Raw genomic sequence first — 21544 nt, 5'->3', positions numbered from 1 at the left:
AAAATCTAGGAAACACGTATTAGCGTGTTTCTTTTTGTTATCTGAAAGGAAAGGATGAATAGTAGTGGGGATTGCATCGCCTTATAGGAAACATACTTGTATACATCCGGATAAAATAGCGATCCAGGAAAAAGATAGACGAATAACATATAAAGAATGGCATGAATCTGTTTGCCAAGTTGCAAATTGGCTCAATAAAGAAAAAACTATGAATAAAACGGTTGCGATTTTATTAGAGAATCGTATTGAATTTTTACAAATCTTTGCAGGTGCTACATTGGCAGGATGGGTTTGTGTGCCACTTGATTTAAAGTGGAAGCAGGATGAACTTGAAACAAGGTTGAAGTTAGCAAATCCAACTATTGTCATTGCGGCTGAGCAATGTAACATGAATGAATTGCCACGAATAAATGGAACTGTACTTTCTATCAATGAATGGAATCAGCTGGTGGGTAATCAGTTAAATACGTATCATTCTTCAGAAAGTGTACAAAATCTCCCTTTCTATATGGGGTTTACATCGGGATCAACTGGCGAGGCAAAGGCATTTCTTCGTGCACAGGATTCTTGGGTTCATAGCTTTGATTGCAATTTGCATGATTTCCATATGAAAAATAATGACATTGTTTTGCTTGCGGGTACATTGGTGCACTCTCTTTTTTTATACGGGGCAATAAGTGCACTATATTTAGGACAAACAGTGTATCTAGTAGAAAAGTTCATTCCAAATCGTGTGTTATCTATATTAAAACAAGAGAAGATTTCAGTGATGTATACCGTTCCAACGATGCTAGAGGCATTATATAAAGAAGAAAGTATTATAGAGCAAGAGATAAAAATTATTTCTTCAGGAGCAAAATGGGAAACTGAAGCAAAACAGAAAGTAAAAGCCGTATTTCCGTATGCAAAAAGATATGAATTTTATGGTGCTTCTGAATTAAGTTTTGTTACAGCACTAACAGATGTAGAAAGTGAAAGAAAAGCCTCTTCAGTTGGAAAGCCATGTCATAATGTGCAAGTTCGGATATGTAATGAAAAGGGTAGAGAATTAAAGCAAGGTGAAATTGGAACAGTTTATGTGAAAAGTAATCAGTTTTTTATGGGATATTTACTGAATGGAAATCTATCTTGTCAAGTTGCAAAAGATGGTTGGATGACTGTACATGACATAGGGTATCAAGATGAGGAAGGTTTTATATATATAGTGGGTAGAGAAAAAAACATGATTTTATTTGGAGGTATAAATATTTTTCCAGAGGAGATAGAGAGTGTAGTATCTACTCACCCACATGTTGAAGAAATTGTAATTATTGGTATGAAAGATGAATATTGGGGCGAAAAGCCTGTTGCGATAGTGAAGGGGAAAGCTACAAAGCAAGAGCTGAAAAGTTTTTGCTTACAACGATTATCATCATTTAAAATTCCAAGAGAGTGGTATTTTATTGATGAAATCCCTCATACAAGTAGTGGGAAAATTGCTCGTGAAGTAGTAAAAAGGATCATTGAAAAGCAGGAGAAAGTTTATGAATAGAGCTGTTATTGTAGATGGAAAGAGAACGCCGATTGGTAAGAAAAATGGAATGTTGAAAGGATATGAGGTTCAGCAATTGGCAGCACCTTTACTGGCGCACTTAAGTAAAGGAATAGAGCATGAAATTGATGATGTAATATTGGGAAACGTTGTTGGACCAGGTGGAAATGTTGCGCGGTTATCAGCACTTGAAGCTAGGCTTCCTTATAAAATACCAGGTGTAACAATAGATCGCCAGTGCGGTGCAGGATTAGAAGCAATTCGAATGGCTTGTCACCTTATTCAAGGTAGGGCAGGTAATTGTTATATTGCTGGAGGGGTAGAAAGCACAAGCACATCTTCTTTCCCGAATAGAGCTCGTTTTTCACCTGATTTTATTGGAGACCCAGATATGGGAGTGGCAGCAGAGTATGTAGCAGAACATTATAAAATTACAAGGGACATGCAAGATAAATATGCTCGTTTCAGTTATCAAAGAACATTGCTAGCACTTAAAAAAGGATATTTACAAAAAGAAATCCTTCCGATTTCTTCAAATGTAACGGAGGATGAAACGATAAAGTACGGAATGAATTATGAACGAATGATAAAGAGAACAAGGCCGGCTTTTTTACAAGAAGGAACAGTGACAGCAGGAAATTCTTGTGGTGTGAATGATGGAGCGTGTGCTGTACTCGTAATGGAGGAAAGGAAGGCTCGTGAACTTGGATATAACCCGATTCTTCGGTTTGTTCATAGTACTGTTATTGGTGTGAATCCGCATTTGCCAGGGAGTGGGCCTATATTTGCTGTGCAAAAGTTATTACAAGATCAGAATCTATCAATAGACGATGTTGATTATATTGAAATGAACGAGGCTTTTGCTGCGAAAATTGTAGCGTGTGCACAAGAACTACATATTCCATATGAAAAGCTAAATGTGAACGGTGGAGCAATTGCTCTTGGTCATCCTTACGGTGCATCAGGAGCGATGCTTGTGACTCGTTTATTCCACCAAGTACAAAGAGAAAAGGCACAATACGTAATTGCAACATTAGGTATTGGTGGAGGAATAGGGCTTGCTCTATTATTTGAGAAAGTAGAATACTAGAAAAAATCTAGTTTTCTACTTTTTTTGGTTTATAAACATTACTTCCAGGTTTTGATTTTATTTCATTCTAAGCAGAGATAGCATCAAGCTATCCTTTATATTTTATTTCAAACAATTTTTTGTGATAAATGAATAAGTTGAGCTAAAAATGCTTCTCCTGTAACAACTGCTTTACCGCCGCCGCGAGCACTTTTTTGATTACCACCGCCTTTTCCTTCAATAGCAGGGAGAGCATTTTTTAAAATTGTATTCATGTTTGCTGTTACTTCTTTTCCGCATGCAAGAACACATTGTAGTTTTTCTCCGCTTTCAGTAACCAGGTATGTAATCGAGTGTTCATTTTGTTCAGTAATAATAGCTGATAATTTCGTGATTTCCTGCATGGAACGATTTCTAAAGACTTTAGAAATGAGTGTGCCAGCATGTATGTTTTGGGATTCTTGCAGTAATTCAGTTGCTTCTACGAATAGTAGTTTTTCGTTCATAGTTTGTAGTGCTTTTTCACTTTCTTTCTGAGAGGTAAGCAGCTGGGTTACTTTATTTGAAATATCATTTTCACTACTGTTTAACTGTTTGGAAACGTCTTTAATAATTTGTTGATAATGTCCCAATAACTTGAGTGCACGCCATCCTGCAACAAATGTTAAACGGATGCCACCTTTATTTCGCTCCCAGCCCATTATATGAATTGGTCCCACTTCACCTGTATATTTTGGATGTGTACCGCCACACCCGTTGTAATCGTAGTTTTCAATCATTACAACACGAATATTTTCTGTAATGGTTGGTTCTTTTCGGAGAGGCAACTGTTTTGCTTCCTCTAAATTCATCCATTTGATATGGATAGGATGGTTTTCGAAGACGATTTGATTTGCGATCTGGAGTGCGCTAGTAGCTGTTTCTACCGAAAGTTCAGGCGTGTCTAAATCAATTGTTATTGTTTCTTTTCCGAGATGAAAACCAATTGTAGGAATGTCAAAATGATCCCAAAAGGCAGCAGATAGGATGTGCTGTGCTGTATGTTGTTGCATATGATCAAAACGACGTTGCCAATTGATTTCACCTATCACTTCTTTTGTATGTAATTCATTTGATATAAAATGACGAATTTCGTCTTCAACTTCCTCAACATTGGTGACGGAAGCATCATTTAATGTTCCTGTGTCATGTGGTTGGCCGCCGCCAGTTGGATAAAAGGCTGACTCTGTTAAAGTAACATATAAATTTCCTGCGTTATCATAGTCCTGTTTTATAATTTGTGCTGTAAATGATTGCTGATAGGCATCGGTGTAGTATAATTTTTTATTCACTTTCGTACTCCTTTCTATTTCACTAGATTTATTGTAAAACAATCTAAATAAGTTTCCTAATATTTCAGAAGAAAAAACCTATTTTTAGAATTTTCTTGCTATAATAGGAAAAAGGAACATACGGGGGTGGATGAAATGCTGTACGAAAATGGCGTGGACAAATTGATTCGTCTCAATACAAATATTTCTGAACTATATCGTGAATTACATGCAATGACCCGGACTTTAACGGAATGTAATCGAGAAAGCGTGATGTTTGATCGGTTATATGTAAAAGAACTATTATGGAAAAAAGAAGATGTGTCCGCTATGTATGATCAGCTTCTCGTTCAGCTTTGTATCAATGAATGCTTTGATTTAAAAAGTGTCATTACTGGTGAATACAAATATACGTATGAGGAAGTAGAAACTGCGGTCCTTGAATTTAATGATAAGTATAATGTAGACATCCTAATCAAGGATGTTTGCAAAGAGTTACAGTTTACATATGGTATTGACATGGAGTTATCTAGAACAGCTAGGGTATAATTATAGGTATTAAAAGAAAAGCAGGATAGGAAAAGTTGGTAGAGAACTTTTCTTACCCTGCTTTTTATATAACGTTTTAATTTAAAAAAAGTACTTTTTTCTCATATTTATTTGCAAATTCGGTTTTGGAAATGTGTATGGAAAGAAACCCATTTTCTAAACAGGCTAGCATTTTCTTATAAATGATATTGGTAGGTAAAGAAATTGTTCGTTGTAAGGATGAATTCTTATGGAATATATGAATTGTTAGGCCTGTCTCCATCTTGTTTATAAGTACATTTTGTTCTGAAGCATTAGGGATATCAGTCTCTAAAATGTACTCTTGCTCTGTTTCACAAAGATCAATGTGGATGTGATTAGGGAAACTAAAGTTGTCGTATGAATCAGAGCAAAATTGATCCATCCATTCTTCAAAACCATCAACACGAAAAAGACAATTTTTCTTTTTCTTGCCCATGTAAGACACCCTCCGTAAAGTCTCAATTCATACTATAATATGCATTAAGAAATTAGAGGTGAAAAGTAAACTGGAAAATATGTCAATGAGTTTATTGAAAGTGGCTAAAGCAAGGAGGACAATGCATATGCATTGTCCTTCTTTTACATATCGTGATGTGCGTGATTTTTTTGTCTTGAATGATTTCGATTTTTTACTTTATGAGATCCACTTAAAGGCTCAGGTTGCCCAGAAGGCTGTCCTTTTTTGGTGTTTTGACGAATGGACTTGCTATTGTTTTTTTCCATGTTGTCACCTCCCTCTTATATTTAGAATGAGAGAACTTTGTAAATTTATACGAGAATGTTTTTATGAAAAACGGTAAAGATAAGTGAGACTAACTTTAACAGAAAGGGGAAAGCATATGCCGTATCATAAAGATAAACAGCAAGCTTTTCAAGCCGCGCAACAAGGAGTCGTACAAGCGGAAAATTTATACAATAATATCGTGAGAAATGATCCGAATTATGGTCAGGATTTAAAACATTTACGACAAGAAGTACAAGAGGCATATGAACAAATCCAAAATGCATTAGAAGTAGCATCTGAAACACAACGTCCACAACTTGAACAGTTTGAAAGTAATTTACAAAATATTATGCGAGATGTGGATCAGTTAGATGATTGAACAGGTTGTTGTATGATTTCAACAACCTGTTCAATTCTGGAGTCAATATGTTGAAAAGAAAAATTTCTGTAATAATAATCATTTGTTTAATTTGTGTAGTACATATATTTCAAGTGGACAAAGTAGAAGCAAAAATGTTAATGAGAAAAGAATTAGAGCCTACAGGTTATGTGACATGGGAAGTACCAAATAACGAGAAAATAATTGCAATTACGTTTGATGATGGCCCGGATCCTATATACACACCGCAAGTATTAAAGCTATTACACCAATATAAAGCTGAGGCAACTTTTTTTATGATTGGTTTTCGAATTCAGCGGAATCCGTATTTAATTAAGCAGGTGCTGAAGGAAGGTCATGAAATTGGAAACCATACGATGAATCATTTATATGCTAGAAGCGCATCTGATGAAAAATTAAAAGATGATATTTTAGCGGGGAAAAAATATTTGCAAAAATGGGTAAAAGAGCCGATGCTTTTCCGTCCACCAGGCGGATATATTAATGATGCGGTATTCGCAACAGCAAAAGAAGCCGGGTATCAAATTGTGTTATGGTCATGGCATCAGGATCCGAGAGATTGGGCAAATCCGGGTACTGAGTCTATTGTGAAACATGTCGTAACAAATGCGAAGAGTGGAGATATAGTATTATTGCATGATGGTGGGAGTGACCGCGGTCAAACTGTAGCTGCATTGGCAAAAATTTTGCCGGCTCTTCAAAAGGAAGGGTATCGATTTGTGAAAGTTTCGGAGTTGTTACGTTACAAACATTAAAAACAGTAAAAACCCCAAAAGGTACTCCTTTTGGGGTTTTTACTACTGATTCTTTTTACGTTTTTTATTATTTTGACGCTGAGCTGGTGTTAATGGCTCATTGGCGAATTCCTCATTATAGCCAGCCCCTTGTCCTTGTGCTGATGCAGCATTCATTCCTTGAATTACATGGTTAGCTTTACGTTTACCCATTTCGTTTCACCCCTATAATATTTTCTTTATAAAAACAAATAATGATACATGTATGAACAGTAAAGTAATGCTCAAAGAGAAAGCTTTACTTTATGGTAATAGTATTCATAAGGAGAGCGAGGACTATTCAAATTTCCAGAGATAAAGAAAACTTATGATAAACTATAAGTTTCTTATTATTTACTTATTTAGAAAGTTGTAATAAGATATTATCGTAAGGTATTGAAAAGTTTGTCTACATTTTATATTCAGACAACTCAGTCACGTTTAACAGGGGGGAAACATAATGGTCAAACATAATCCATTTCAATCTCGTGAAACATTTGAAGTAGATGGAAAAACGTATCATTATTATCAATTAAAAGCGCTTGAAAATGCAGGGGTTGGCAACGTATCGCAATTACCATATTCAATTAAAGTTTTGCTTGAATCTGTACTTCGTCAAGTTGATGGACGTGTTATTACAGAAGAGCATGTTACAAATTTAGCGAAATGGGGAACAAAAGATGTTCAAGATATAGATGTTCCATTTAAACCATCTCGTGTAATTTTACAAGACTTCACAGGTGTTCCAGCTGTCGTTGATTTGGCTTCACTTCGAAAAGCGATGGCAGATATGGGCGGAGATCCTGATAAAATTAATCCAGAAATTACTGTAGACCTTGTAATCGATCACTCTGTACAGGTTGATAGAGCGGGTACAGCTGACGCGCTTGAATTCAACATGGACTTAGAGTTTAAACGTAATGAAGAACGTTATAAATTTTTAAGCTGGGCACAAAAATCATTTGATAATTATCGTGCAGTTCCACCAGCAACAGGTATTGTACACCAAGTAAACCTTGAGTATTTAGCACCAGTTGTTCATACAGTGAAGAATGCTGAAGGCGAATTAGTTGCATACCCGGATTCATTAGTTGGAACAGACTCTCATACTACAATGATTAATGGTATCGGCGTTCTTGGATGGGGCGTTGGTGGTATTGAAGCAGAAGCAGGGATGCTTGGACAACCTTCATACTTCCCAGTACCAGAAGTTATCGGTGTGAAGTTAACTGGTACACTTCCAAGCGGTACAACAGCAACAGACGTTGCATTAAAAGTAACGCAAGTGTTACGTAAAAAAGGTGTAGTTGGTAAATTTGTTGAGTTCTTCGGTGACGGACTAAAGAGCATGCCTTTAGCTGACCGTGCGACAATTTCAAACATGGCACCAGAATATGGTGCAACTTGCGGATTCTTCCCAATTGACGAGATTTCATTAGATTACTTACGTTTAACAGGAAGAGATGAAGAACAAATTCGCGTTGTTGAAGAATATTGTAAAGCAAACGGTTTATTCTATACAGCAGACAGCAAAGATCCAATTTATACAGACCTTGTTGAAATTGATTTAAATACAATTGAATCTAATCTTTCAGGACCAAAACGTCCACAAGATTTAATCCCTCTTTCAAATATGAAAGATGAGTTCCATAAAGCAGTTGTGGCACCAGTTGGAACGCAAGGACTTGGATTCAATGAACAAGAATTCGATAAAGAAGTGAAAGTTGCATTAAAAGATCAAGAAGTAACGATGAAAACAGGTGCAATTGCAATCGCTGCGATTACAAGCTGTACAAACACATCTAACCCATATGTATTAATTGGTGCAGGTTTAGTTGCGAAAAAAGCAATTGAAAAAGGTCTTAAAGTACCTGGTTATGTAAAAACATCATTAGCTCCAGGATCTAAAGTTGTTACAGAGTACTTAGATAAATCAGGTTTAACAACATATCTAGATCAATTAGGATTCCAAACAGTTGGTTACGGCTGTACAACTTGTATTGGTAACTCTGGTCCATTAGCACTAGAATTAGAAGAAGCAATTGCAGCAAACGACTTATTAGTAACATCAGTTTTATCTGGTAACCGTAACTTTGAAGGTCGTATTCATCCGCTTGTAAAAGCGAACTACTTAGCATCACCACCACTTGTTGTGGCATATGCGCTTGCTGGTACAGTTGATATCGACTTGAAAAATGATGCAATTGGTAAAGATGTAAACGGTAATCCTATTTATTTTAACGATATTTGGCCATCAGCGAAAGAAATTGAAGAAGTGGTTCAAAGCGTCGTAACATCTGAACTGTTCAAAAAAGAATATGCGCAAGTATTTAACAGCAATGAACGCTGGAATGAAATCCAAACTTCAAATGAAGCATTATATACTTGGGACAATGACTCAACATACATTCAAAACCCACCGTTCTTTGAAGGTTTATCAAAAGAACCAGGTGAAGTAGAAACACTTTCAGGTTTACGTGTAGTTGGTAAATTTGGAGACTCTGTAACAACAGACCATATTTCACCAGCAGGTTCAATTGGTAAACATACACCAGCAGGTCGCTATTTATTAGAAAATGGCGTACAGCCAGTTGACTTCAACTCTTATGGTTCTCGTCGTGGTAACCATGAAGTTATGATGCGCGGTACATTTGCAAACATTCGCATTAAAAACCAAATCGCACCAGGAACAGAAGGTGGATATACAACTTACTGGCCAACTGGTGAAGTAACATCTATCTATGATGCTGCAATGAAATACAAAGAAGACGGTACTGGACTTCTTGTAGTTGCTGGCAAAGATTACGGTATGGGAAGCTCTCGTGACTGGGCTGCGAAAGGTACTAACCTTTTAGGTATTAAAGCAGTTATCGCAGAAAGCTTTGAGCGTATTCACCGTAGTAACCTTGTACTAATGGGTGTATTGCCATTACAATTTAAAGATGGCGAAAGTGCAGAAACACTAGGTCTTGTTGGTAACGAGTCATTTGAAATTCAAATCGACAAAACAGTTAAACCACGTGACCTTGTAAAAGTAGTTGCAATTGACCCAGAAGGAAATGAAAAACAATTTGAAGTAGTAGCACGTTTCGATAGTGAAGTTGAAATCGACTACTATCGTCACGGTGGTATTCTGCAAATGGTTCTTCGTGAGAAAATTGAAGAGTCTAGAGTGTCAAACTAATAAAGTTATTGTAGTAAAAGAGAAAAGTAAATATTTTTAATCAAAATTAGGAAGCTGACTGAGGTTAGCTTCCTAATTTTATGTGAAAATGAAAGAAAAGGGATGAAGCAAGGAGAATTAGAGACATTGGTTATTTCAGACATTCCTAATTGGGTAAGGTTGTACGAGTTTGTATTAGTGGAATACATTCATGATATATCACAATTTATTTCGCTTTATTGAGTTGATAGTCGTATGTAGAAGAATCTACCGTATTAAATTCTTTTATTGATGTCATTTTAGTTGTTTCAGGATTATAATTAAATATTTTAAGGGTATGTCTATCACCACTTGCAGGATCATTCTTCTTATAAGCAAATGCATTTTCTGCAATTTGAATCATATTACTAGTTAGTGTATCAACTGGAGAAGAATCGTGGTTTGTAGAAACTTCAACAACCTTTCCTCTGTCAAAAAATATAAGGATTATAATTAAGATGACAAAACATATGCGCATATAGCGTAGTTCTTTACTAATTAGATGCTCTCCCGTATCATTCATCTTGCCTATCATTATTAAGAACTAGAGATTGAAGTAATTGAGTAAAAGCTAATAATGCCAAGCGTGGTGAATAAAATAAACGATACCAAAGCTGTATAAATGCAAACACGGCCGGCTTTTCTTCTTTCAGGATCTTTACTAAATAGGGAGATAATCCACGCGATAATACCAATAGGATAGAATATAAAACTAAAAACATAGAGAATAGCTTTTTCAAATGAGTGCATAAGAACCCTCCTTTTTTTAATGAAGTCATTTTTAGAAAAAAATACAAGCATCTTCTTTATTGTGGTTTTTAATTTTCTAAATATTGCTATAACATAAGAGGGAACGGAATAGAAGGTCCTATAAAGCATCCAAGCATTGAAATTGAGAGGGATTTCACGTGAATTCCATCCAGATATAATAACGAAAAATAGGTGGAATAACAAAAGAAATAACAGCAGAGGGCCATTTCAACTGAGAGAGTAAGATTCCCAAAGCAATAGATAATAATGGTAAAATAACAAAAATAAAAGTCACGAGATGGGTGAGTATCACCTCATGTGTTTATACGTTTGTGAAAACGCATTTGAGTAAAAATTTTAAAAACGATTAATCCGATTATATAAAGAAAGCTTAGAATGAAAATTATGCAAGAGGTAGGCGATTTTTGCAATGTGTATAACAATTTATCAATATAGTAAATTTGATTTACATCTGTAATTGATGCTGGTGAAAAGACTAAGTATTTCTCCCAATTCTTTTCCACAGCAATCATGGTACCTATAGAATGAGTGACAAGTAATGTATAAAGAAAAATAGGAAGAACAATCATGAGTTGTAACCCAATGAATCCGGTTTTATATTTTCTATAGTATAAATAGCGAGTTATCATAATTCCTATTAAATAGATAATTGATAATACAAAAATTGTAGTAAAAACTGGACTGTACTTAAAGACATACAGTAGTTTATCAATTTCATAAGTTTGATTGGAGCCTTCTGCTGTTTTTGGAGTGAAGACGAGGTGTTCTTTCCAGTCCTCCGAAATGGTTAAATAGCTGGCAGTCCAGCTTGTGATAAATAATGAGAAAAATAAAATGGGAAGAATGAAAATGTATTGTAACCAATGTAAAACGGTTTTGTTCATAGATAATCACACCCCCTTCCAAATTATAACTATTATCATTATATGATAAAAAGAGAGGGTTTTCGGTTTTTAATTAAGAATATTCTGTTTATTCATCAGGAGAATATTTCCAAGCTTGTCCGTATAAGCTAAAATAAAGTGTAAATCCGATTATTATTTTTGAAATGAAATGATAAATGACTGAAACTATAAGGGTGATGTATATGTGGCGAAAATTTACGGTTATTATCATCTTACTTTGTTTAGCTGGTTACGCAGTATATGTGCAATTTGAAAAAAATGAAGAACAAGTAAGGGAAGAGCCGGTGAAAAGTGAAGCAACGATGAAAGAGGTCATTGCAAAGAATGGAATTGAAGTAGGAAAGAATGCACCGGATTTTGAGTTGTCAAAATTAGATGGGACAAAAGTAAAATTATCGGATTTGAAAGGAAAGAAAGTTATTTTAAATTTCTGGGCAACATGGTGTGGACCTTGTCAGCAGGAAATGCCGGATATGGAAGCTTTCTATAAGAAGCATAAAGATGGTGTGGAAATCCTTGCTGTAAATTATACGGTTTCTGAAGGTGCTAACGGAGAAGAGAAAGTGAAGCGGTTTGCAGAAGAGAAAGGAATTACTTTTCCTGTTTTACTTGATAAGGATATAACTGTTACAACAACATATAAAGTAATTACCATTCCAACTTCTTATTTTGTGGATACAAAAGGTGTGATTCAAGATAAATTTATCGGGCCGATGACACAAAAAGAAATGGAGAAACGAATTGCAAAACTAAAATAATATGAAGAAGACAGGAATGGCAAAAGGCCATTTCTGTCTTTTCTTTTTCATCAAACAGCTTGTTCATGATATGATAAAAGAAATTTGAACGATAATAATCATGAAGGAGAGTATGTTGTGGGACATTTATCTTTGCCAGCAGACTATGTTGTGATTGATTTTGAAACGACAGGATTTAATCCTTATAATGACCGAATAATTCAAGTGGCGGCGGTTCGATACTGTAATCATGAGCTGGTAGATCAATTTGTTTCTTTTGTAAATCCAGAGAGGTTTATTCCAAGTCGGATTACCAGTCTAACAGGGATTACAAATTATCGTGTTTCAGATGCTCCAACGATTCAGGAAGTGTTGCCATTATTTTTAGCGTTTTTAGGTAAAGATACGATTGTTGCTCATAATGCTTCGTTTGATATGCGTTTTTTAAAGAGTAATCTAAATAGGCTTAGATTGCCAGAACCTAAAAATAAAGTAATTGATACGGTATTTTTATCGAAAAAATATATGCAGCATGCCCCAAATCACAAGTTGGAAACTTTAAAAAGAATGCTTGGAATTCGTTTGAGTTCCCATAATGCACTTGATGACTGTATTACATGTGCGGCCGTATATCGAAAATGTGCTGCTATTCAAGAAGAAGGACAAAAGAAAATGAAAAAAGAGCTGATTGAAGAAGAGGCAGTATGCACATTAATAAAAGAAATGCTTATGAAACATAATCGCGATGTAGAGTGGATCCGTTATGTAAGTGTCGGAAATTATTTAGATATTAAAGCTTTTTATCCAATTGTGAGGATGAAAGTAAAAGGGCGAAAAAAATATGTACTAACTGAAAAAACAGAACAAGACGTGCTAGAGATATCTACTAGCTTAAAATGTGAACCGGCTTTAAAAAGTGAAATAGGTATGACGAGAATAATGATTGAAAGTTTAGATGACCTTACGAAGTTAGAGAGCTATATTTTGGCTGAATATGATTCAGTGTTACGAGCATTACACGAGTATAAAGAAAATCAAGTGAATGCAGAAGAAGCGATTAAGAAATATTTGAGTATAATGAAATGAAAAATCCATTCGTTGTCCAAGGACTGCGAATGGATTTTTTTGTGCATAATAGACTTTTCTTTAACAAAACATAAAATTTTCTTACAAATCTGATTAAAGAGTTTTTCATTTGCTCATACTAATTAGTAAGAAAGAGAAGGAGAAAGGATGAACAGCATGAGAAGAAATCGTCGGCAAACGTTTGAAGAACTTGTGAAGGAAAATAAAAGGCAACTGTTAAGCGATCGTGATGCAATTGAACGGATTGAAGAACGGATTGAAAAGCGTTATGAAATGCAACTTTTTAAGCAGGCTGAATAATTCTTACCGCTAGTATGATACTAGTGGTAAGGAGGCGAATGTTATGGGAAATCCAAAAAAGAACTCAAAAGATTTTACACCAGATCACATTGGAACACAGTCAAAAAAAGCTGGTGGAAATAAAGGGAAGCAAATGCAAGATCAGACAGGGAAACAACCGATTGTGGATAACGGTTAAAGAAAAGGAGAATGTTTTCATTCTCCTTTTTTTATGTGTATACATAATCTAATTCGTTTTTGGAAAGCTAATATGTATATATATCTTAATTAGGAGGGAAACAACATGTCAGAGCAATATAAAGCAAATCCAGATGACAGAAGTGATAATGTAGAAAAATTGCAAGAGATGGTACAAAATACGATTGATAATTTTAATGAGGCAAAAGAAACTGCAGAAGTTTCAAATGAAAAAGACCGTGCTGCAATTGAAGCAAAAAACCAACGCCGTTTAGAAAGTATTGATTCATTGAAAAGTGAAATAAAAGATGAATCTGAAAATAATGGGTAAAAAGGCTGACAGTTGTCAGCCTTTCTTTATAATTGAGAAATTTTCAGTAAGTAAACGCCAGTTTTGCGGAAAAGGGAGTCCGATTTTCCAATAGCTAATTCCGCGAATGCCTTGTTCTTTTATTAAATTAAACTTGCTTTGAACAGACCTAGCATCTTCAAACCATACTTCGTGCTGCACGCCATTTTCATCAAAATAATTAAAGTGCGGTGCTTGTGCTGTGAAATCATAACGAATTGGAACATTATATTTACGAGCAAGTGCAACAGCTGCAACAGAACTAACAGCTTTTGCAGGAGGGTTTCCTGCCTTAAAGGGGAGCTTCCAGTCGAAACCATATAAATTCTGTCCCATCATAATTTTTCGCGGGGGCATTTGGGATTTTGCATATTGGATTACCTGTCTTACAGGGCCAATAGGAGAAACTGCCATAGGTGGTCCGCCTTGCCATCCCCAGTCATAAGTCATAATCACAACAAAGTCAACAATTTCCCCTTGTGCTTTATAATCATGTGCTTCAAAAAACTTTCCTTTTTGTTTTGAACTCGTTTTTGGTACAAGTGTCGTACTTAATGTATATCCCTCAGGTAATCTTGTTTTTACATTTCGTAAAAAGCGGTTGTATGCTTCGCGATCTTCTGGAGCGACATTTTCGAAGTCGAAATGAATATCACGCATACCGTATTTCTCAGCTGTTTGTAGAATGTTAGTAATAAACTTATTTTGAATGGTAGCGCTTCTTAAAAGAATAGATGCTAATGCGGTGCTAAAGTTTCCATTTTCGATATTAGTAATGACGAGCATTGGGATTGTTTGTCCTTGCTTAGCGAGCTCAGCAATTTTAGCGGTTTCAGTTGGTTCTTTTAAAGTACCATCTCTTTGTGCTTCAAAGCTGAAATAAGCTAAATATGTTAAAAAAGGATTAATAGCCCGTGTAGCACTTACTAAGCTTTCTTTAATAGGTATTGTGGAAGGTTGCAAATAGGCGATAGATTCTATCTCTCGTTTGGAGCCCTTTGGGACATATAATTGTTGACCAACATGGAGAATGGATTTTAATGATAGATTATTAACTTTTGCTAGGCTGGCGAGAGGAACGTTATATGTTTGAGAAATTCGATAAAGGCTGTCTCCAGGTTGTACGTAATAATTATTTCCTTTCGTATTTACAATTAGTGCCTGACCGACAACAAGTGTTTCAGCTGGATTAAGTCCGTTGTCTTTTACAATTTCTTCGGGCGTAGTACCAAATTTTGACGCTAAGCTATATACGCTATCACCGCTACGAACGGTTACAATTTGAATCATATACTCGCTCCTTTCAGTAAAAGATCCACCGTTTCTATTTTATTTTTGATTTCACTGTATTATGATTAAATGTATGCGAGGAAACAGAAGTGAGAAGGAGATTATGATATGTTTGTAGCAGAACACGAAATTGAAATCCGCTATGCGGAAACAGATCAAATGGGTGTGGTTTACCATTCAAACTATTTAGTATGGCTAGAATTAGGGCGTACAAAATTGATACAGGAATTAGGGTTTTCATATATTGAAATGGAGAAAGAAGGAGTTATTTCTCCAGTGTTAGATTTACAAATTTCATATCGGAAAGCAATGCGTTATGGAGAAAGAGCAATTGTGAAAACATGGATTGATTCAGTTAGTCCACTTCGTGTTACATATGGATATGAAATTTATAATGGTGATGGAGACCTTTGTATTACCGCTACAACAACAAATATTTGTGCGAAAAAAGATGGTTTTCGTCCCGTATCCTTTAAGAAATTATATCCTGAGTGGTATGCGAAGTATGAAGAGATTAAGAAAAAATAAAAAAGCGCGTGGATTTCGCCACGCGCTTTTTTATTTTTCATAATTAAATTGTGGAAAGTCATCCCCAGCATTAAAGGTAACGGCTAGGTCGTGTCCATCAAAGAACCATTCATCATCACCTTCAACAAAGAAAGTAATACCCTCTTCTTGAATTTGAACAGCAGGATGCGCAGGGTCATCTTTACGGATTCCTAAAGAAAGCCCTTTTTGAACAGTACTACAACCACCATATTGTACGAAAAAGCGAATTGTATCGCCAGATTGTAAGTTTAATTCATCTTTATACCAATTTACTGCTTCATTTGTTACAGAAAGGTTCATGTATAGTTCCTCCAAGTTATGTTGCTTTTTCTATAGTATAAAAAATAACGCAAAAAGACGCTATTAATATGCTTTGCGTTTTCTTTTTGCGTTATGTGGGTTGCAACCTTACTTTTGTTTCTTTGTTAAATTTGCTTTCGGTTCAGTTTTATTTATAATTCGTCCAATATTTGCACGGTGTCTATAAATAACCATACCAGCTAATAAACACATTGCAACAATAAAGATTTTATCCCCAGTAACAATTGATGCGATAACAGCAACAACAGCTGTTACCATAGAAGAAAGTGATACGTATCTCGTTGTAAATAGAAGGGTGAAAAAGATAACGGCTAATATCGCAAAGATGACTGGCGCATAACATAAGAGTACGCCAGCAGAAGTTGCAACTGCTTTTCCTCCGCGGAATTTTGCAAAGATTGGGTATACATGTCCAAGAACTGCAGCCAATCCAAACCAAAGGGGATGGATATCTAAGGCGAAAATTAACGGCAGAGCTGTCGCTAACGTTCCCTTTAAAATATCAGCAATTGTAACGATAAAGCCTGCTTTTTTCCCTAGTGTCCGAAATGTATTCGTTCCTCCTAAATTACCGCTACCATGCTCGCGAATGTCGATTCCGTAACCAATTTTTCCAACAACAAGTGCAAATGGAATCGAGCCAAGTAAATACGCAACGATAAATAAAAGATATGTAAGCATAAGTTCAGTCTCCTTTATTCAAATGTGTTGATAAAGGGTAAAAAGAGTTTTTCCCGTATATTGTACCATACATTTGTAAAGAGCACATTTCTTTTTTGTAAATGAAAAATTCAAAGTTTCTTAAAAAAACTTTCACAGGAATGTTACATTTCTCACAGATTGATCAAGACTATATGTTGTATCATTTTGTTAGTGAATGAACAAGATGTAGTTGGAGGTTTTAGAAATGATGAAACAAAGTGAGCGTGGAGAAGAATTAGTGAAGATGTTTGAAACAATTGTCCACGGGAATGAACAGGATTTAATGCAAGAAAATGCAAATGTTGATGGACGATCCCCTATGGGAATGATGGGAACATTTGCATCTGAGAGTGCAAAATATTATGCAGTGGAACATTTGCTTTCTGAACAAGTAAAAAAAGCAATCAATCAAAATATATTATATCCACATGATATGGATTTTTATGCGACAGGTACGACAACGTGTTCGCAAATTCCTTTAGCACAACTGCTTGAAAACGGATTTCATACAGGGCACGGACATATGAGGCAACCACAAGATATTAAAAGTGCGTTGGCACTTTCTTCGATTATTCTTCAAGCCAATCAAAACATGCAGCACGGTGGTCAATCCTTTGCCATGTTTGATATGGATTTAGCACCATATGTGAGAAAAACATTTGAAAGAAATAAGAAAAGATTAGGGGCGTATCCGTTAACAAAAGAGCAAGTAGAAGAGTTTGCATGGAAAGAAACAGAGAATGATACGTATCAAGCGTGTGAAGCTTTTATTCATAATTCAAATAGCATGCATAGCCGGGGCGGTGGGCAAGTTCCGTTTATTTCAATTAACTATGGAACAGATATATCAAAAGAAGGGCGGTTGTTAGTTAGACAATTATTACGGGCGACAAAAGCTGGCTTAGGAAAAGGTGAAACACCTATTTTCCCTATTCAAATTTTCAAACTAAAAAAAGGTGTCAATTTTGAAGAAAATGATCCGAACTATGATTTATTTGAATTGGCATTAGAAACGACAGCAGAACGCTTATTCCCGAACTTTTCATTTTTAGATGCACCATTTAATGCAGTGCATTATGATGGTCGTCCAGAAAGTGAAGTATGTTATATGGGGTGTCGAACTCGTGTTATGTCTAATATTCATGGAGAAGAGACTGCGATTGGTAGAGGGAATTTATCTTTTACATCTATTAATTTGGTGAAATTAGCATTAATTAGCGGTTCACAAGAAGCGTTTTTTGAAGCTTTAAATTATTATATAGATCTTGGTATTCATCAACTACTCGAACGGTTTGCTTATCAATGTACGAAGAAGGCAAGAGATTTTCACTTTTTATATTCACAAGGAATATGGAGAGGCGGAGAAAAGCTACACCCTGAAGATTCTGTTGCTGAAATTTTAAAACAAGGAACGTTAAGTATTGGTTTTATCGGTCTTGCAGAATGTTTAGTTGCTTTAACAGGAAAACATCATGGGGAAGATACAGAATCATGGAATCTTGGAAATGAAATTGTGGCATTAATGAGACAGAAGATGGATCAAGCCACGAAAGAACATCAGCTGAATTTCTCCTTAATTGCAACACCTGCAGAAGGGTTATCAGGAAAGTTTGTTAAAAAAGATCGAGAGGAATTTGGAACCATTAGTGGTGTGACAAATCATAATTATTATACAAATTCATTCCATATTCCGGTTTATTATAACATTCAAGCAATTGATAAAATACGTTTAGAAGGACCGTTTCACACACTTTGTAATGGTGGACATATCACGTATATTGAATTAGATGGAGCGGCGGTTCATAACCAAAAGGCATTGAAACAAATCGTACAGGCGATGGCAGAGTATGGGGTCGGATATGGATCCATAAATCACCCTGTGGATCGTTGTAAATGCTGTGGCTATCATGGTGTCATCAAAAATGAATGTCCAAGTTGTGGAACCGAGGATGAGAATGAAATAGAAAGAATTCGCCGTATAACAGGATATCTTGTAGGAGATATGTCCAAATGGAATAGTGCAAAGCGCAGTGAAGAAGCAGATCGGGTGAAACATAAATGAGAGTAATGAATATTATTCATGATAGTGTAGTAGATGGAGAAGGATTGCGGACAGTCATATTTTTTGCGGGCTGTCCGCATCGTTGTTTAGGATGTCATAATCCTAAGTCATGGAATATTTGTAATGGTACTGAAATGACCGTAGAAGAAATTGTAAAAGAGATTGCCAAAAATGTGCTTACTGATGTAACATTTTCAGGTGGAGATCCATTTTTTCAAGCTGCTGAAGTGAAGAAGGTAGCAAAAGCGGTGAAGGCTTTGAAAAAAAACTTATGGATTTACACAGGTTATACATTAGAAGAGATACAGAGTTCTCAAAATAATGATATGATAGAGTTGTTACATTATGGGGATGTTCTGGTCGATGGAAGGTTTGAAATTGAAAAAAGAGACTTGACACTTCCATTTCGCGGAAGCTCCAATCAACGTATTATTCGATTGAAAGAGTAAAAAGGCGGGATAGGTTAGATGAACAAAACGGTATTGCTTGTTGAAGATGAAAGAAGATTACGAGAAATTGTTAGTGATTATTTTCGCAATGAAGGTTTTGAAGTAATAGAAGCTGAAGACGGAAAACAAGCGTTAGAATTATTTGCGGAACATACAATTGATTTAATTATGCTAGATATCATGTTGCCAGAGATAGATGGCTGGTCTGTGTGTCGTCGTATTCGAAAAGAGTCGGCGGTACCAATTATTATGCTTACAGCACGTTCTGACGAAGATGACACATTGTTAGGTTTTGAACTTGGGGCTGATGAATATGTAACAAAGCCTTTTAGCCCCAAAGTACTAGTAGCTAGGGCGAAAACTTTATTAAAGCGTGCTGATGGGGCAGTAGGGATTGCCGAAGAGAATACACTCTCTATGGCTGGAATCGATGTGAATCGTCTTTCACGTACGGTATCGGTAAATGGAGAAGAAATTATATTAACGCATAAAGAATTCGAACTTCTTGTGTATTTAATGGAGAACAAAGGAATCGTATTATCACGCCAGCATTTATTAGATCAACTTTGGGGATATGATTATTATGGTGATGATCGTACTGTAGATACACATATAAAAAAATTACGTAATAAGTTAGGTGACAAAGCAAAACATATCGGGACTGTCATTCGAGTGGGATATAAGTTTGAGGAATAACTTTTAAATATTATGTAATTCAACTTAGAGATATTTATAAATACAAATGGAAAAACGGTAGAAAAGCATTCTTTTTGAGGGAAGTTTCCTTTTGGCTCTTCGTAATAGCAACTTATATGTTGAAAAAATATATAGGTTGGGAATATAGTACATTTACACCCTTTTTTGTAAGTGGAAATGTACAAATTATAGTTTTTTTGTCTACAATATTGAATAAGGGTATTATTTTAATTGGATTTCACGATGAGTTCACAAGAAGGACACAAAATGTGACTATACTGAAACTATGAATTCAGCAGAGAGGGGATATCAATTATGGGATATTATGACGGATCAAATATGAATGAAGAGCATAGTGAAACGAGAGAAAGCAAAAAATCAGGTAGTAAAAAAGGATACTTTTTTACAGGTCTAGTTGGAGCAGTTATCGGAGCTGTATCCATTAGTTTCGTAGCACCATATATGCCATGGACAAATGGGAACGGGACGGTTTTAACTTCTAATTCAAAAGTAGAGGGAACTGTGGTTCCTGTTGTAAATAAAGCAAAAAATGAAACAGATTTACCGGGTATGATTGAAGGAGCTAAAGAGGTTGTTGTAGGTGTAATTAACATGCAACAAAATATTGATCCATTTGCAATGCAGCCAGCAGAGCAAGAAGAAACGAAAGCTGGATCAGGATCGGGTGTAATTTACAAAAAAGCAGGGAATAAGGCTTTGATTGTAACGAATAATCACGTAGTAGAGGGAGCAAACAAGCTTGCAGTAAAACTAAGTAATGGTAAAACAGTGGAGGCAAAACTAGTTGGTAAAGATCCTTGGTTAGACTTAGCTGTTGTAGAGATTGATGGATCTAATGTTAATAAAGTGGCAACGCTTGGCGATTCAAGTAAAATTCGCGCTGGTGAATCGGCAATTGCAATTGGGAATCCACTAGGTTTTGATGGTAGTGTGACAGAAGGGATTATTAGTAGTAAAGAGCGTGAAATTCCAGTTGATATTAATGGTGACAAACGTGTGGATTGGGAAGCACAGGTTATTCAAACAGACGCAGCAATTAACCCTGGGAACAGCGGAGGCGCGCTATTTAATCAAAATGGTGAAGTCATCGGAATCAACTCTAGTAAGATTGCACAGCAAGAAGTAGAGGGAATTGGTTTTGCAATTCCAATCAATATAGCAAAACCAGTGATTGACTCTCTTGAAAAAGATGGTACAGTAAAACGTCCAGCAATGGGAGTTACAGTTGCATCCCTAGAAGAGATACAACCATATGCACTAGGTCAATTAAAGTTGCCAAAAGATGTAACAAGTGGTGTTCTCTTAAGTAAAGTTTATTCAGTTTCACCAGCTGAAAAAGCGGGACTTCAGCAATATGATATTGTTGTAGCACTAGATGGACAAAAGGTTGAAAATACGCTTCAATTCCGTAAGTATTTATATGAGAAGAAAAAAGTTGGCGATAAAGTTGAAGTTACATTCTACCGAAATGGTGAAAAAATGACGAAAACAGTTACTCTTGCGGATAACTCTGCTGCTACCAATTAATAAAGAAGTCTCTTTCGTATTGA

Annotated in this window: 26 protein-coding genes; 16 read left to right on the top strand and 10 right to left on the bottom strand. The window is 35.7% G+C overall.

The genetic code is table 11. The features are described from left to right. The first annotated feature begins 64 nt into the window (after window positions 1-64). Window positions 65-1531 carry an acyl-CoA synthetase gene (locus tag M014_RS0110265; protein WP_026591649.1) on the top strand — a complete coding sequence of 489 codons (1467 nt, stop codon included), beginning with the start codon at window positions 65-67 and terminating at the stop codon, window positions 1529-1531. Then, window positions 1524-2621, top strand: a complete 1098-nt coding sequence (locus M014_RS0110260; RefSeq protein WP_026591648.1) for an acetyl-CoA C-acyltransferase — start codon at window positions 1524-1526, stop codon at window positions 2619-2621. Before M014_RS0110265 ends, M014_RS0110260 begins: the two co-directional genes overlap by 8 nt. A gap of 107 nt (window positions 2622-2728) precedes the next feature. Here the strand turns inward: M014_RS0110260 and M014_RS0110255 are convergent, their stop codons facing one another. Beyond that, window positions 2729-3931 carry a serine-tRNA(Ala) deacylase AlaX gene (locus M014_RS0110255; RefSeq protein ID WP_026591647.1) on the bottom strand — a complete coding sequence of 401 codons (1203 nt, stop codon included), beginning with the start codon at window positions 3929-3931 and terminating at the stop codon, window positions 2729-2731. A gap of 135 nt (window positions 3932-4066) precedes the next feature. Between M014_RS0110255 and M014_RS0110250 the strand changes: the two genes are divergently transcribed. Next, entirely contained in the window at window positions 4067-4459 is a 393-nt protein-coding gene (locus tag M014_RS0110250) for a hypothetical protein (protein ID WP_026591646.1), read from the top strand. 76 nt (window positions 4460-4535) lie between these two features. Here M014_RS0110250 and M014_RS0110245 read toward each other — a convergent pair whose 3' ends face one another. Both M014_RS0110245 and M014_RS0110240 read right to left on the bottom strand, forming a co-directional pair. Further along, entirely contained in the window at window positions 4536-4916 is a 381-nt protein-coding gene (locus M014_RS0110245; RefSeq protein ID WP_026591645.1) for an Hsp20 family protein, read from the bottom strand. A 143-nt stretch (window positions 4917-5059) separates the two neighbouring features. Further along, entirely contained in the window at window positions 5060-5203 is a 144-nt protein-coding gene (locus tag M014_RS0110240) for a small acid-soluble spore protein P (RefSeq protein ID WP_000414451.1), read from the bottom strand. 116 nt (window positions 5204-5319) lie between these two features. Between M014_RS0110240 and M014_RS0110235 the strand changes: the two genes are divergently transcribed. Both M014_RS0110235 and M014_RS0110230 read left to right on the top strand, forming a co-directional pair. Beyond that, window positions 5320-5583: a hypothetical protein gene (locus M014_RS0110235; protein ID WP_026591644.1), complete on the top strand. Its 264-nt coding sequence runs from the start codon at window positions 5320-5322 to the stop codon at window positions 5581-5583. Between the two features lie 47 nt (window positions 5584-5630). Further along, window positions 5631-6359 (top strand): polysaccharide deacetylase family protein, encoded by a 729-nt coding sequence (locus M014_RS0110230; RefSeq protein ID WP_026591643.1) that lies wholly within the window; start codon window positions 5631-5633, stop codon window positions 6357-6359. 42 nt (window positions 6360-6401) lie between these two features. On the opposite strand, the gene sspO is transcribed toward M014_RS0110230, so the two are convergent. Further along, a complete protein-coding gene (gene sspO / locus M014_RS0110225; protein WP_026591642.1) occupies window positions 6402-6551 on the bottom strand; it encodes a small acid-soluble spore protein O in 150 nt (49 codons plus the stop codon). A 286-nt stretch (window positions 6552-6837) separates the two neighbouring features. Here sspO and acnA point away from each other — a divergent pair, with 286 nt between their 5' ends. Then, entirely contained in the window at window positions 6838-9561 is a 2724-nt protein-coding gene (gene acnA / locus M014_RS0110220; RefSeq protein WP_026591641.1) for an aconitate hydratase AcnA, read from the top strand. Between the two features lie 205 nt (window positions 9562-9766). On the opposite strand, the gene M014_RS0110215 is transcribed toward acnA, so the two are convergent. The 3 genes from M014_RS0110215 to M014_RS0110205 form a co-directional block, all read right to left on the bottom strand. Continuing rightward, the gene (locus tag M014_RS0110215) at window positions 9767-10102 is read right to left on the bottom strand and encodes a hypothetical protein (RefSeq protein ID WP_026591640.1); all 336 of its coding nucleotides are present in this window, start codon (window positions 10100-10102) and stop codon (window positions 9767-9769) included. A gap of 14 nt (window positions 10103-10116) precedes the next feature. Then, window positions 10117-10329, bottom strand: a complete 213-nt coding sequence (locus M014_RS0110210) for a hypothetical protein (protein WP_081811005.1) — start codon at window positions 10327-10329, stop codon at window positions 10117-10119. A 314-nt stretch (window positions 10330-10643) separates the two neighbouring features. Further along, on the bottom strand, window positions 10644-11234 hold the full coding sequence (locus tag M014_RS0110205; protein WP_026591638.1) for a DUF4306 domain-containing protein: 591 nt from the start codon (window positions 11232-11234) through the stop codon (window positions 10644-10646). Window positions 11235-11437: 203 nt separating this feature from the next. Between M014_RS0110205 and M014_RS0110200 the strand changes: the two genes are divergently transcribed. The 5 genes from M014_RS0110200 (at window position 11438) to tlp (ending at window position 13886) form a co-directional block, all read left to right on the top strand. Further along, window positions 11438-12013 carry a redoxin domain-containing protein gene (locus M014_RS0110200; RefSeq protein WP_026591637.1) on the top strand — a complete coding sequence of 192 codons (576 nt, stop codon included), beginning with the start codon at window positions 11438-11440 and terminating at the stop codon, window positions 12011-12013. A 117-nt stretch (window positions 12014-12130) separates the two neighbouring features. Further along, on the top strand, window positions 12131-13078 hold the full coding sequence (locus M014_RS0110195) for a 3'-5' exonuclease (protein WP_026591636.1): 948 nt from the start codon (window positions 12131-12133) through the stop codon (window positions 13076-13078). 156 nt (window positions 13079-13234) lie between these two features. Beyond that, complete coding sequence (locus M014_RS28200; protein WP_081811010.1) at window positions 13235-13378, top strand: FbpB family small basic protein; 144 nt, start codon at window positions 13235-13237, stop codon at window positions 13376-13378. Between the two features lie 43 nt (window positions 13379-13421). After that, window positions 13422-13556 carry an acid-soluble spore protein SspN gene (sspN, locus tag M014_RS0110185; RefSeq protein WP_003199081.1) on the top strand — a complete coding sequence of 45 codons (135 nt, stop codon included), beginning with the start codon at window positions 13422-13424 and terminating at the stop codon, window positions 13554-13556. A 105-nt stretch (window positions 13557-13661) separates the two neighbouring features. Continuing rightward, on the top strand, window positions 13662-13886 hold the full coding sequence (gene tlp, locus M014_RS0110180) for a small acid-soluble spore protein Tlp (protein WP_026591635.1): 225 nt from the start codon (window positions 13662-13664) through the stop codon (window positions 13884-13886). A 15-nt stretch (window positions 13887-13901) separates the two neighbouring features. On the opposite strand, the gene M014_RS0110175 is transcribed toward tlp, so the two are convergent. Further along, the gene (locus M014_RS0110175; RefSeq protein ID WP_026591634.1) at window positions 13902-15194 is read right to left on the bottom strand and encodes a glycosyl hydrolase family 18 protein; all 1293 of its coding nucleotides are present in this window, start codon (window positions 15192-15194) and stop codon (window positions 13902-13904) included. Between the two features lie 108 nt (window positions 15195-15302). Here M014_RS0110175 and M014_RS0110170 point away from each other — a divergent pair, with 108 nt between their 5' ends. Further along, a complete protein-coding gene (locus tag M014_RS0110170; protein WP_026591633.1) occupies window positions 15303-15722 on the top strand; it encodes an acyl-CoA thioesterase in 420 nt (139 codons plus the stop codon). Window positions 15723-15752: 30 nt separating this feature from the next. On the opposite strand, the gene M014_RS0110165 is transcribed toward M014_RS0110170, so the two are convergent. Next, on the bottom strand, window positions 15753-16043 hold the full coding sequence (locus tag M014_RS0110165) for a HesB/YadR/YfhF family protein (protein WP_026591632.1): 291 nt from the start codon (window positions 16041-16043) through the stop codon (window positions 15753-15755). A 108-nt stretch (window positions 16044-16151) separates the two neighbouring features. Beyond that, the gene (gene plsY / locus M014_RS0110160; RefSeq protein WP_026591631.1) at window positions 16152-16745 is read right to left on the bottom strand and encodes a glycerol-3-phosphate 1-O-acyltransferase PlsY; all 594 of its coding nucleotides are present in this window, start codon (window positions 16743-16745) and stop codon (window positions 16152-16154) included. Window positions 16746-16971: 226 nt separating this feature from the next. Here plsY and M014_RS0110155 point away from each other — a divergent pair, with 226 nt between their 5' ends. The 4 genes from M014_RS0110155 (at window position 16972) to M014_RS0110140 (ending at window position 21521) form a co-directional block, all read left to right on the top strand. Beyond that, window positions 16972-18828, top strand: a complete 1857-nt coding sequence (locus M014_RS0110155; RefSeq protein ID WP_026591630.1) for an anaerobic ribonucleoside triphosphate reductase — start codon at window positions 16972-16974, stop codon at window positions 18826-18828. After that, window positions 18825-19277, top strand: coding sequence for an anaerobic ribonucleoside-triphosphate reductase activating protein (gene nrdG / locus M014_RS0110150; protein ID WP_026591629.1), 453 nt, complete (start codon window positions 18825-18827; stop codon window positions 19275-19277). Before M014_RS0110155 ends, nrdG begins: the two co-directional genes overlap by 4 nt. A gap of 18 nt (window positions 19278-19295) precedes the next feature. After that, window positions 19296-19973, top strand: a complete 678-nt coding sequence (locus M014_RS0110145) for a response regulator transcription factor (protein WP_026591628.1) — start codon at window positions 19296-19298, stop codon at window positions 19971-19973. 315 nt (window positions 19974-20288) lie between these two features. Further along, entirely contained in the window at window positions 20289-21521 is a 1233-nt protein-coding gene (locus M014_RS0110140) for a S1C family serine protease (RefSeq protein WP_026591627.1), read from the top strand. Window positions 21522-21544 lie beyond the last annotated feature (23 nt).

This window comes from Bacillus sp. UNC437CL72CviS29 (assembly GCF_000482345.1).
Classification (GTDB): domain Bacteria; phylum Bacillota; class Bacilli; order Bacillales; family Bacillaceae_G; genus Bacillus_A; species Bacillus_A arachidis.
This window is presented reverse-complemented; position numbering and strand designations above follow the sequence as displayed.

What these genes read in the sequence shown, in the direction of transcription:
- M014_RS0110260 (WP_026591648.1), top strand. Translation starts at nt 1,524, where the DNA reads ATGAATAGAGCTGTTATTGTAGATGGAAAGAGAACGCCGATTGGTAAG.
- M014_RS0110250 (WP_026591646.1), top strand. Translation starts at nt 4,067, where the DNA reads ATGCTGTACGAAAATGGCGTGGACAAATTGATTCGTCTCAATACAAAT.
- M014_RS0110245 (WP_026591645.1), bottom strand. Translation starts at nt 4,916, where the DNA reads ATGGGCAAGAAAAAGAAAAATTGTCTTTTTCGTGTTGATGGTTTTGAA.
- M014_RS0110240 (WP_000414451.1), bottom strand. Translation starts at nt 5,203, where the DNA reads ATGGAAAAAAACAATAGCAAGTCCATTCGTCAAAACACCAAAAAAGGA.
- M014_RS0110235 (WP_026591644.1), top strand. Translation starts at nt 5,320, where the DNA reads ATGCCGTATCATAAAGATAAACAGCAAGCTTTTCAAGCCGCGCAACAA.
- M014_RS0110230 (WP_026591643.1), top strand. Translation starts at nt 5,631, where the DNA reads ATGTTGAAAAGAAAAATTTCTGTAATAATAATCATTTGTTTAATTTGT.
- sspO (WP_026591642.1), bottom strand. Translation starts at nt 6,551, where the DNA reads ATGGGTAAACGTAAAGCTAACCATGTAATTCAAGGAATGAATGCTGCA.
- acnA (WP_026591641.1), top strand. Translation starts at nt 6,838, where the DNA reads ATGGTCAAACATAATCCATTTCAATCTCGTGAAACATTTGAAGTAGAT.
- M014_RS0110215 (WP_026591640.1), bottom strand. Translation starts at nt 10,102, where the DNA reads ATGAATGATACGGGAGAGCATCTAATTAGTAAAGAACTACGCTATATG.
- M014_RS0110210 (WP_081811005.1), bottom strand. Translation starts at nt 10,329, where the DNA reads ATGCACTCATTTGAAAAAGCTATTCTCTATGTTTTTAGTTTTATATTC.
- M014_RS0110205 (WP_026591638.1), bottom strand. Translation starts at nt 11,234, where the DNA reads ATGAACAAAACCGTTTTACATTGGTTACAATACATTTTCATTCTTCCC.
- M014_RS0110200 (WP_026591637.1), top strand. Translation starts at nt 11,438, where the DNA reads ATGTGGCGAAAATTTACGGTTATTATCATCTTACTTTGTTTAGCTGGT.
- M014_RS28200 (WP_081811010.1), top strand. Translation starts at nt 13,235, where the DNA reads ATGAGAAGAAATCGTCGGCAAACGTTTGAAGAACTTGTGAAGGAAAAT.
- sspN (WP_003199081.1), top strand. Translation starts at nt 13,422, where the DNA reads ATGGGAAATCCAAAAAAGAACTCAAAAGATTTTACACCAGATCACATT.
- tlp (WP_026591635.1), top strand. Translation starts at nt 13,662, where the DNA reads ATGTCAGAGCAATATAAAGCAAATCCAGATGACAGAAGTGATAATGTA.
- M014_RS0110175 (WP_026591634.1), bottom strand. Translation starts at nt 15,194, where the DNA reads ATGATTCAAATTGTAACCGTTCGTAGCGGTGATAGCGTATATAGCTTA.
- M014_RS0110170 (WP_026591633.1), top strand. Translation starts at nt 15,303, where the DNA reads ATGTTTGTAGCAGAACACGAAATTGAAATCCGCTATGCGGAAACAGAT.
- M014_RS0110165 (WP_026591632.1), bottom strand. Translation starts at nt 16,043, where the DNA reads ATGAACCTTTCTGTAACAAATGAAGCAGTAAATTGGTATAAAGATGAA.
- plsY (WP_026591631.1), bottom strand. Translation starts at nt 16,745, where the DNA reads ATGCTTACATATCTTTTATTTATCGTTGCGTATTTACTTGGCTCGATT.
- M014_RS0110155 (WP_026591630.1), top strand. Translation starts at nt 16,972, where the DNA reads ATGATGAAACAAAGTGAGCGTGGAGAAGAATTAGTGAAGATGTTTGAA.
- nrdG (WP_026591629.1), top strand. Translation starts at nt 18,825, where the DNA reads ATGAGAGTAATGAATATTATTCATGATAGTGTAGTAGATGGAGAAGGA.
- M014_RS0110145 (WP_026591628.1), top strand. Translation starts at nt 19,296, where the DNA reads ATGAACAAAACGGTATTGCTTGTTGAAGATGAAAGAAGATTACGAGAA.
- M014_RS0110140 (WP_026591627.1), top strand. Translation starts at nt 20,289, where the DNA reads ATGGGATATTATGACGGATCAAATATGAATGAAGAGCATAGTGAAACG.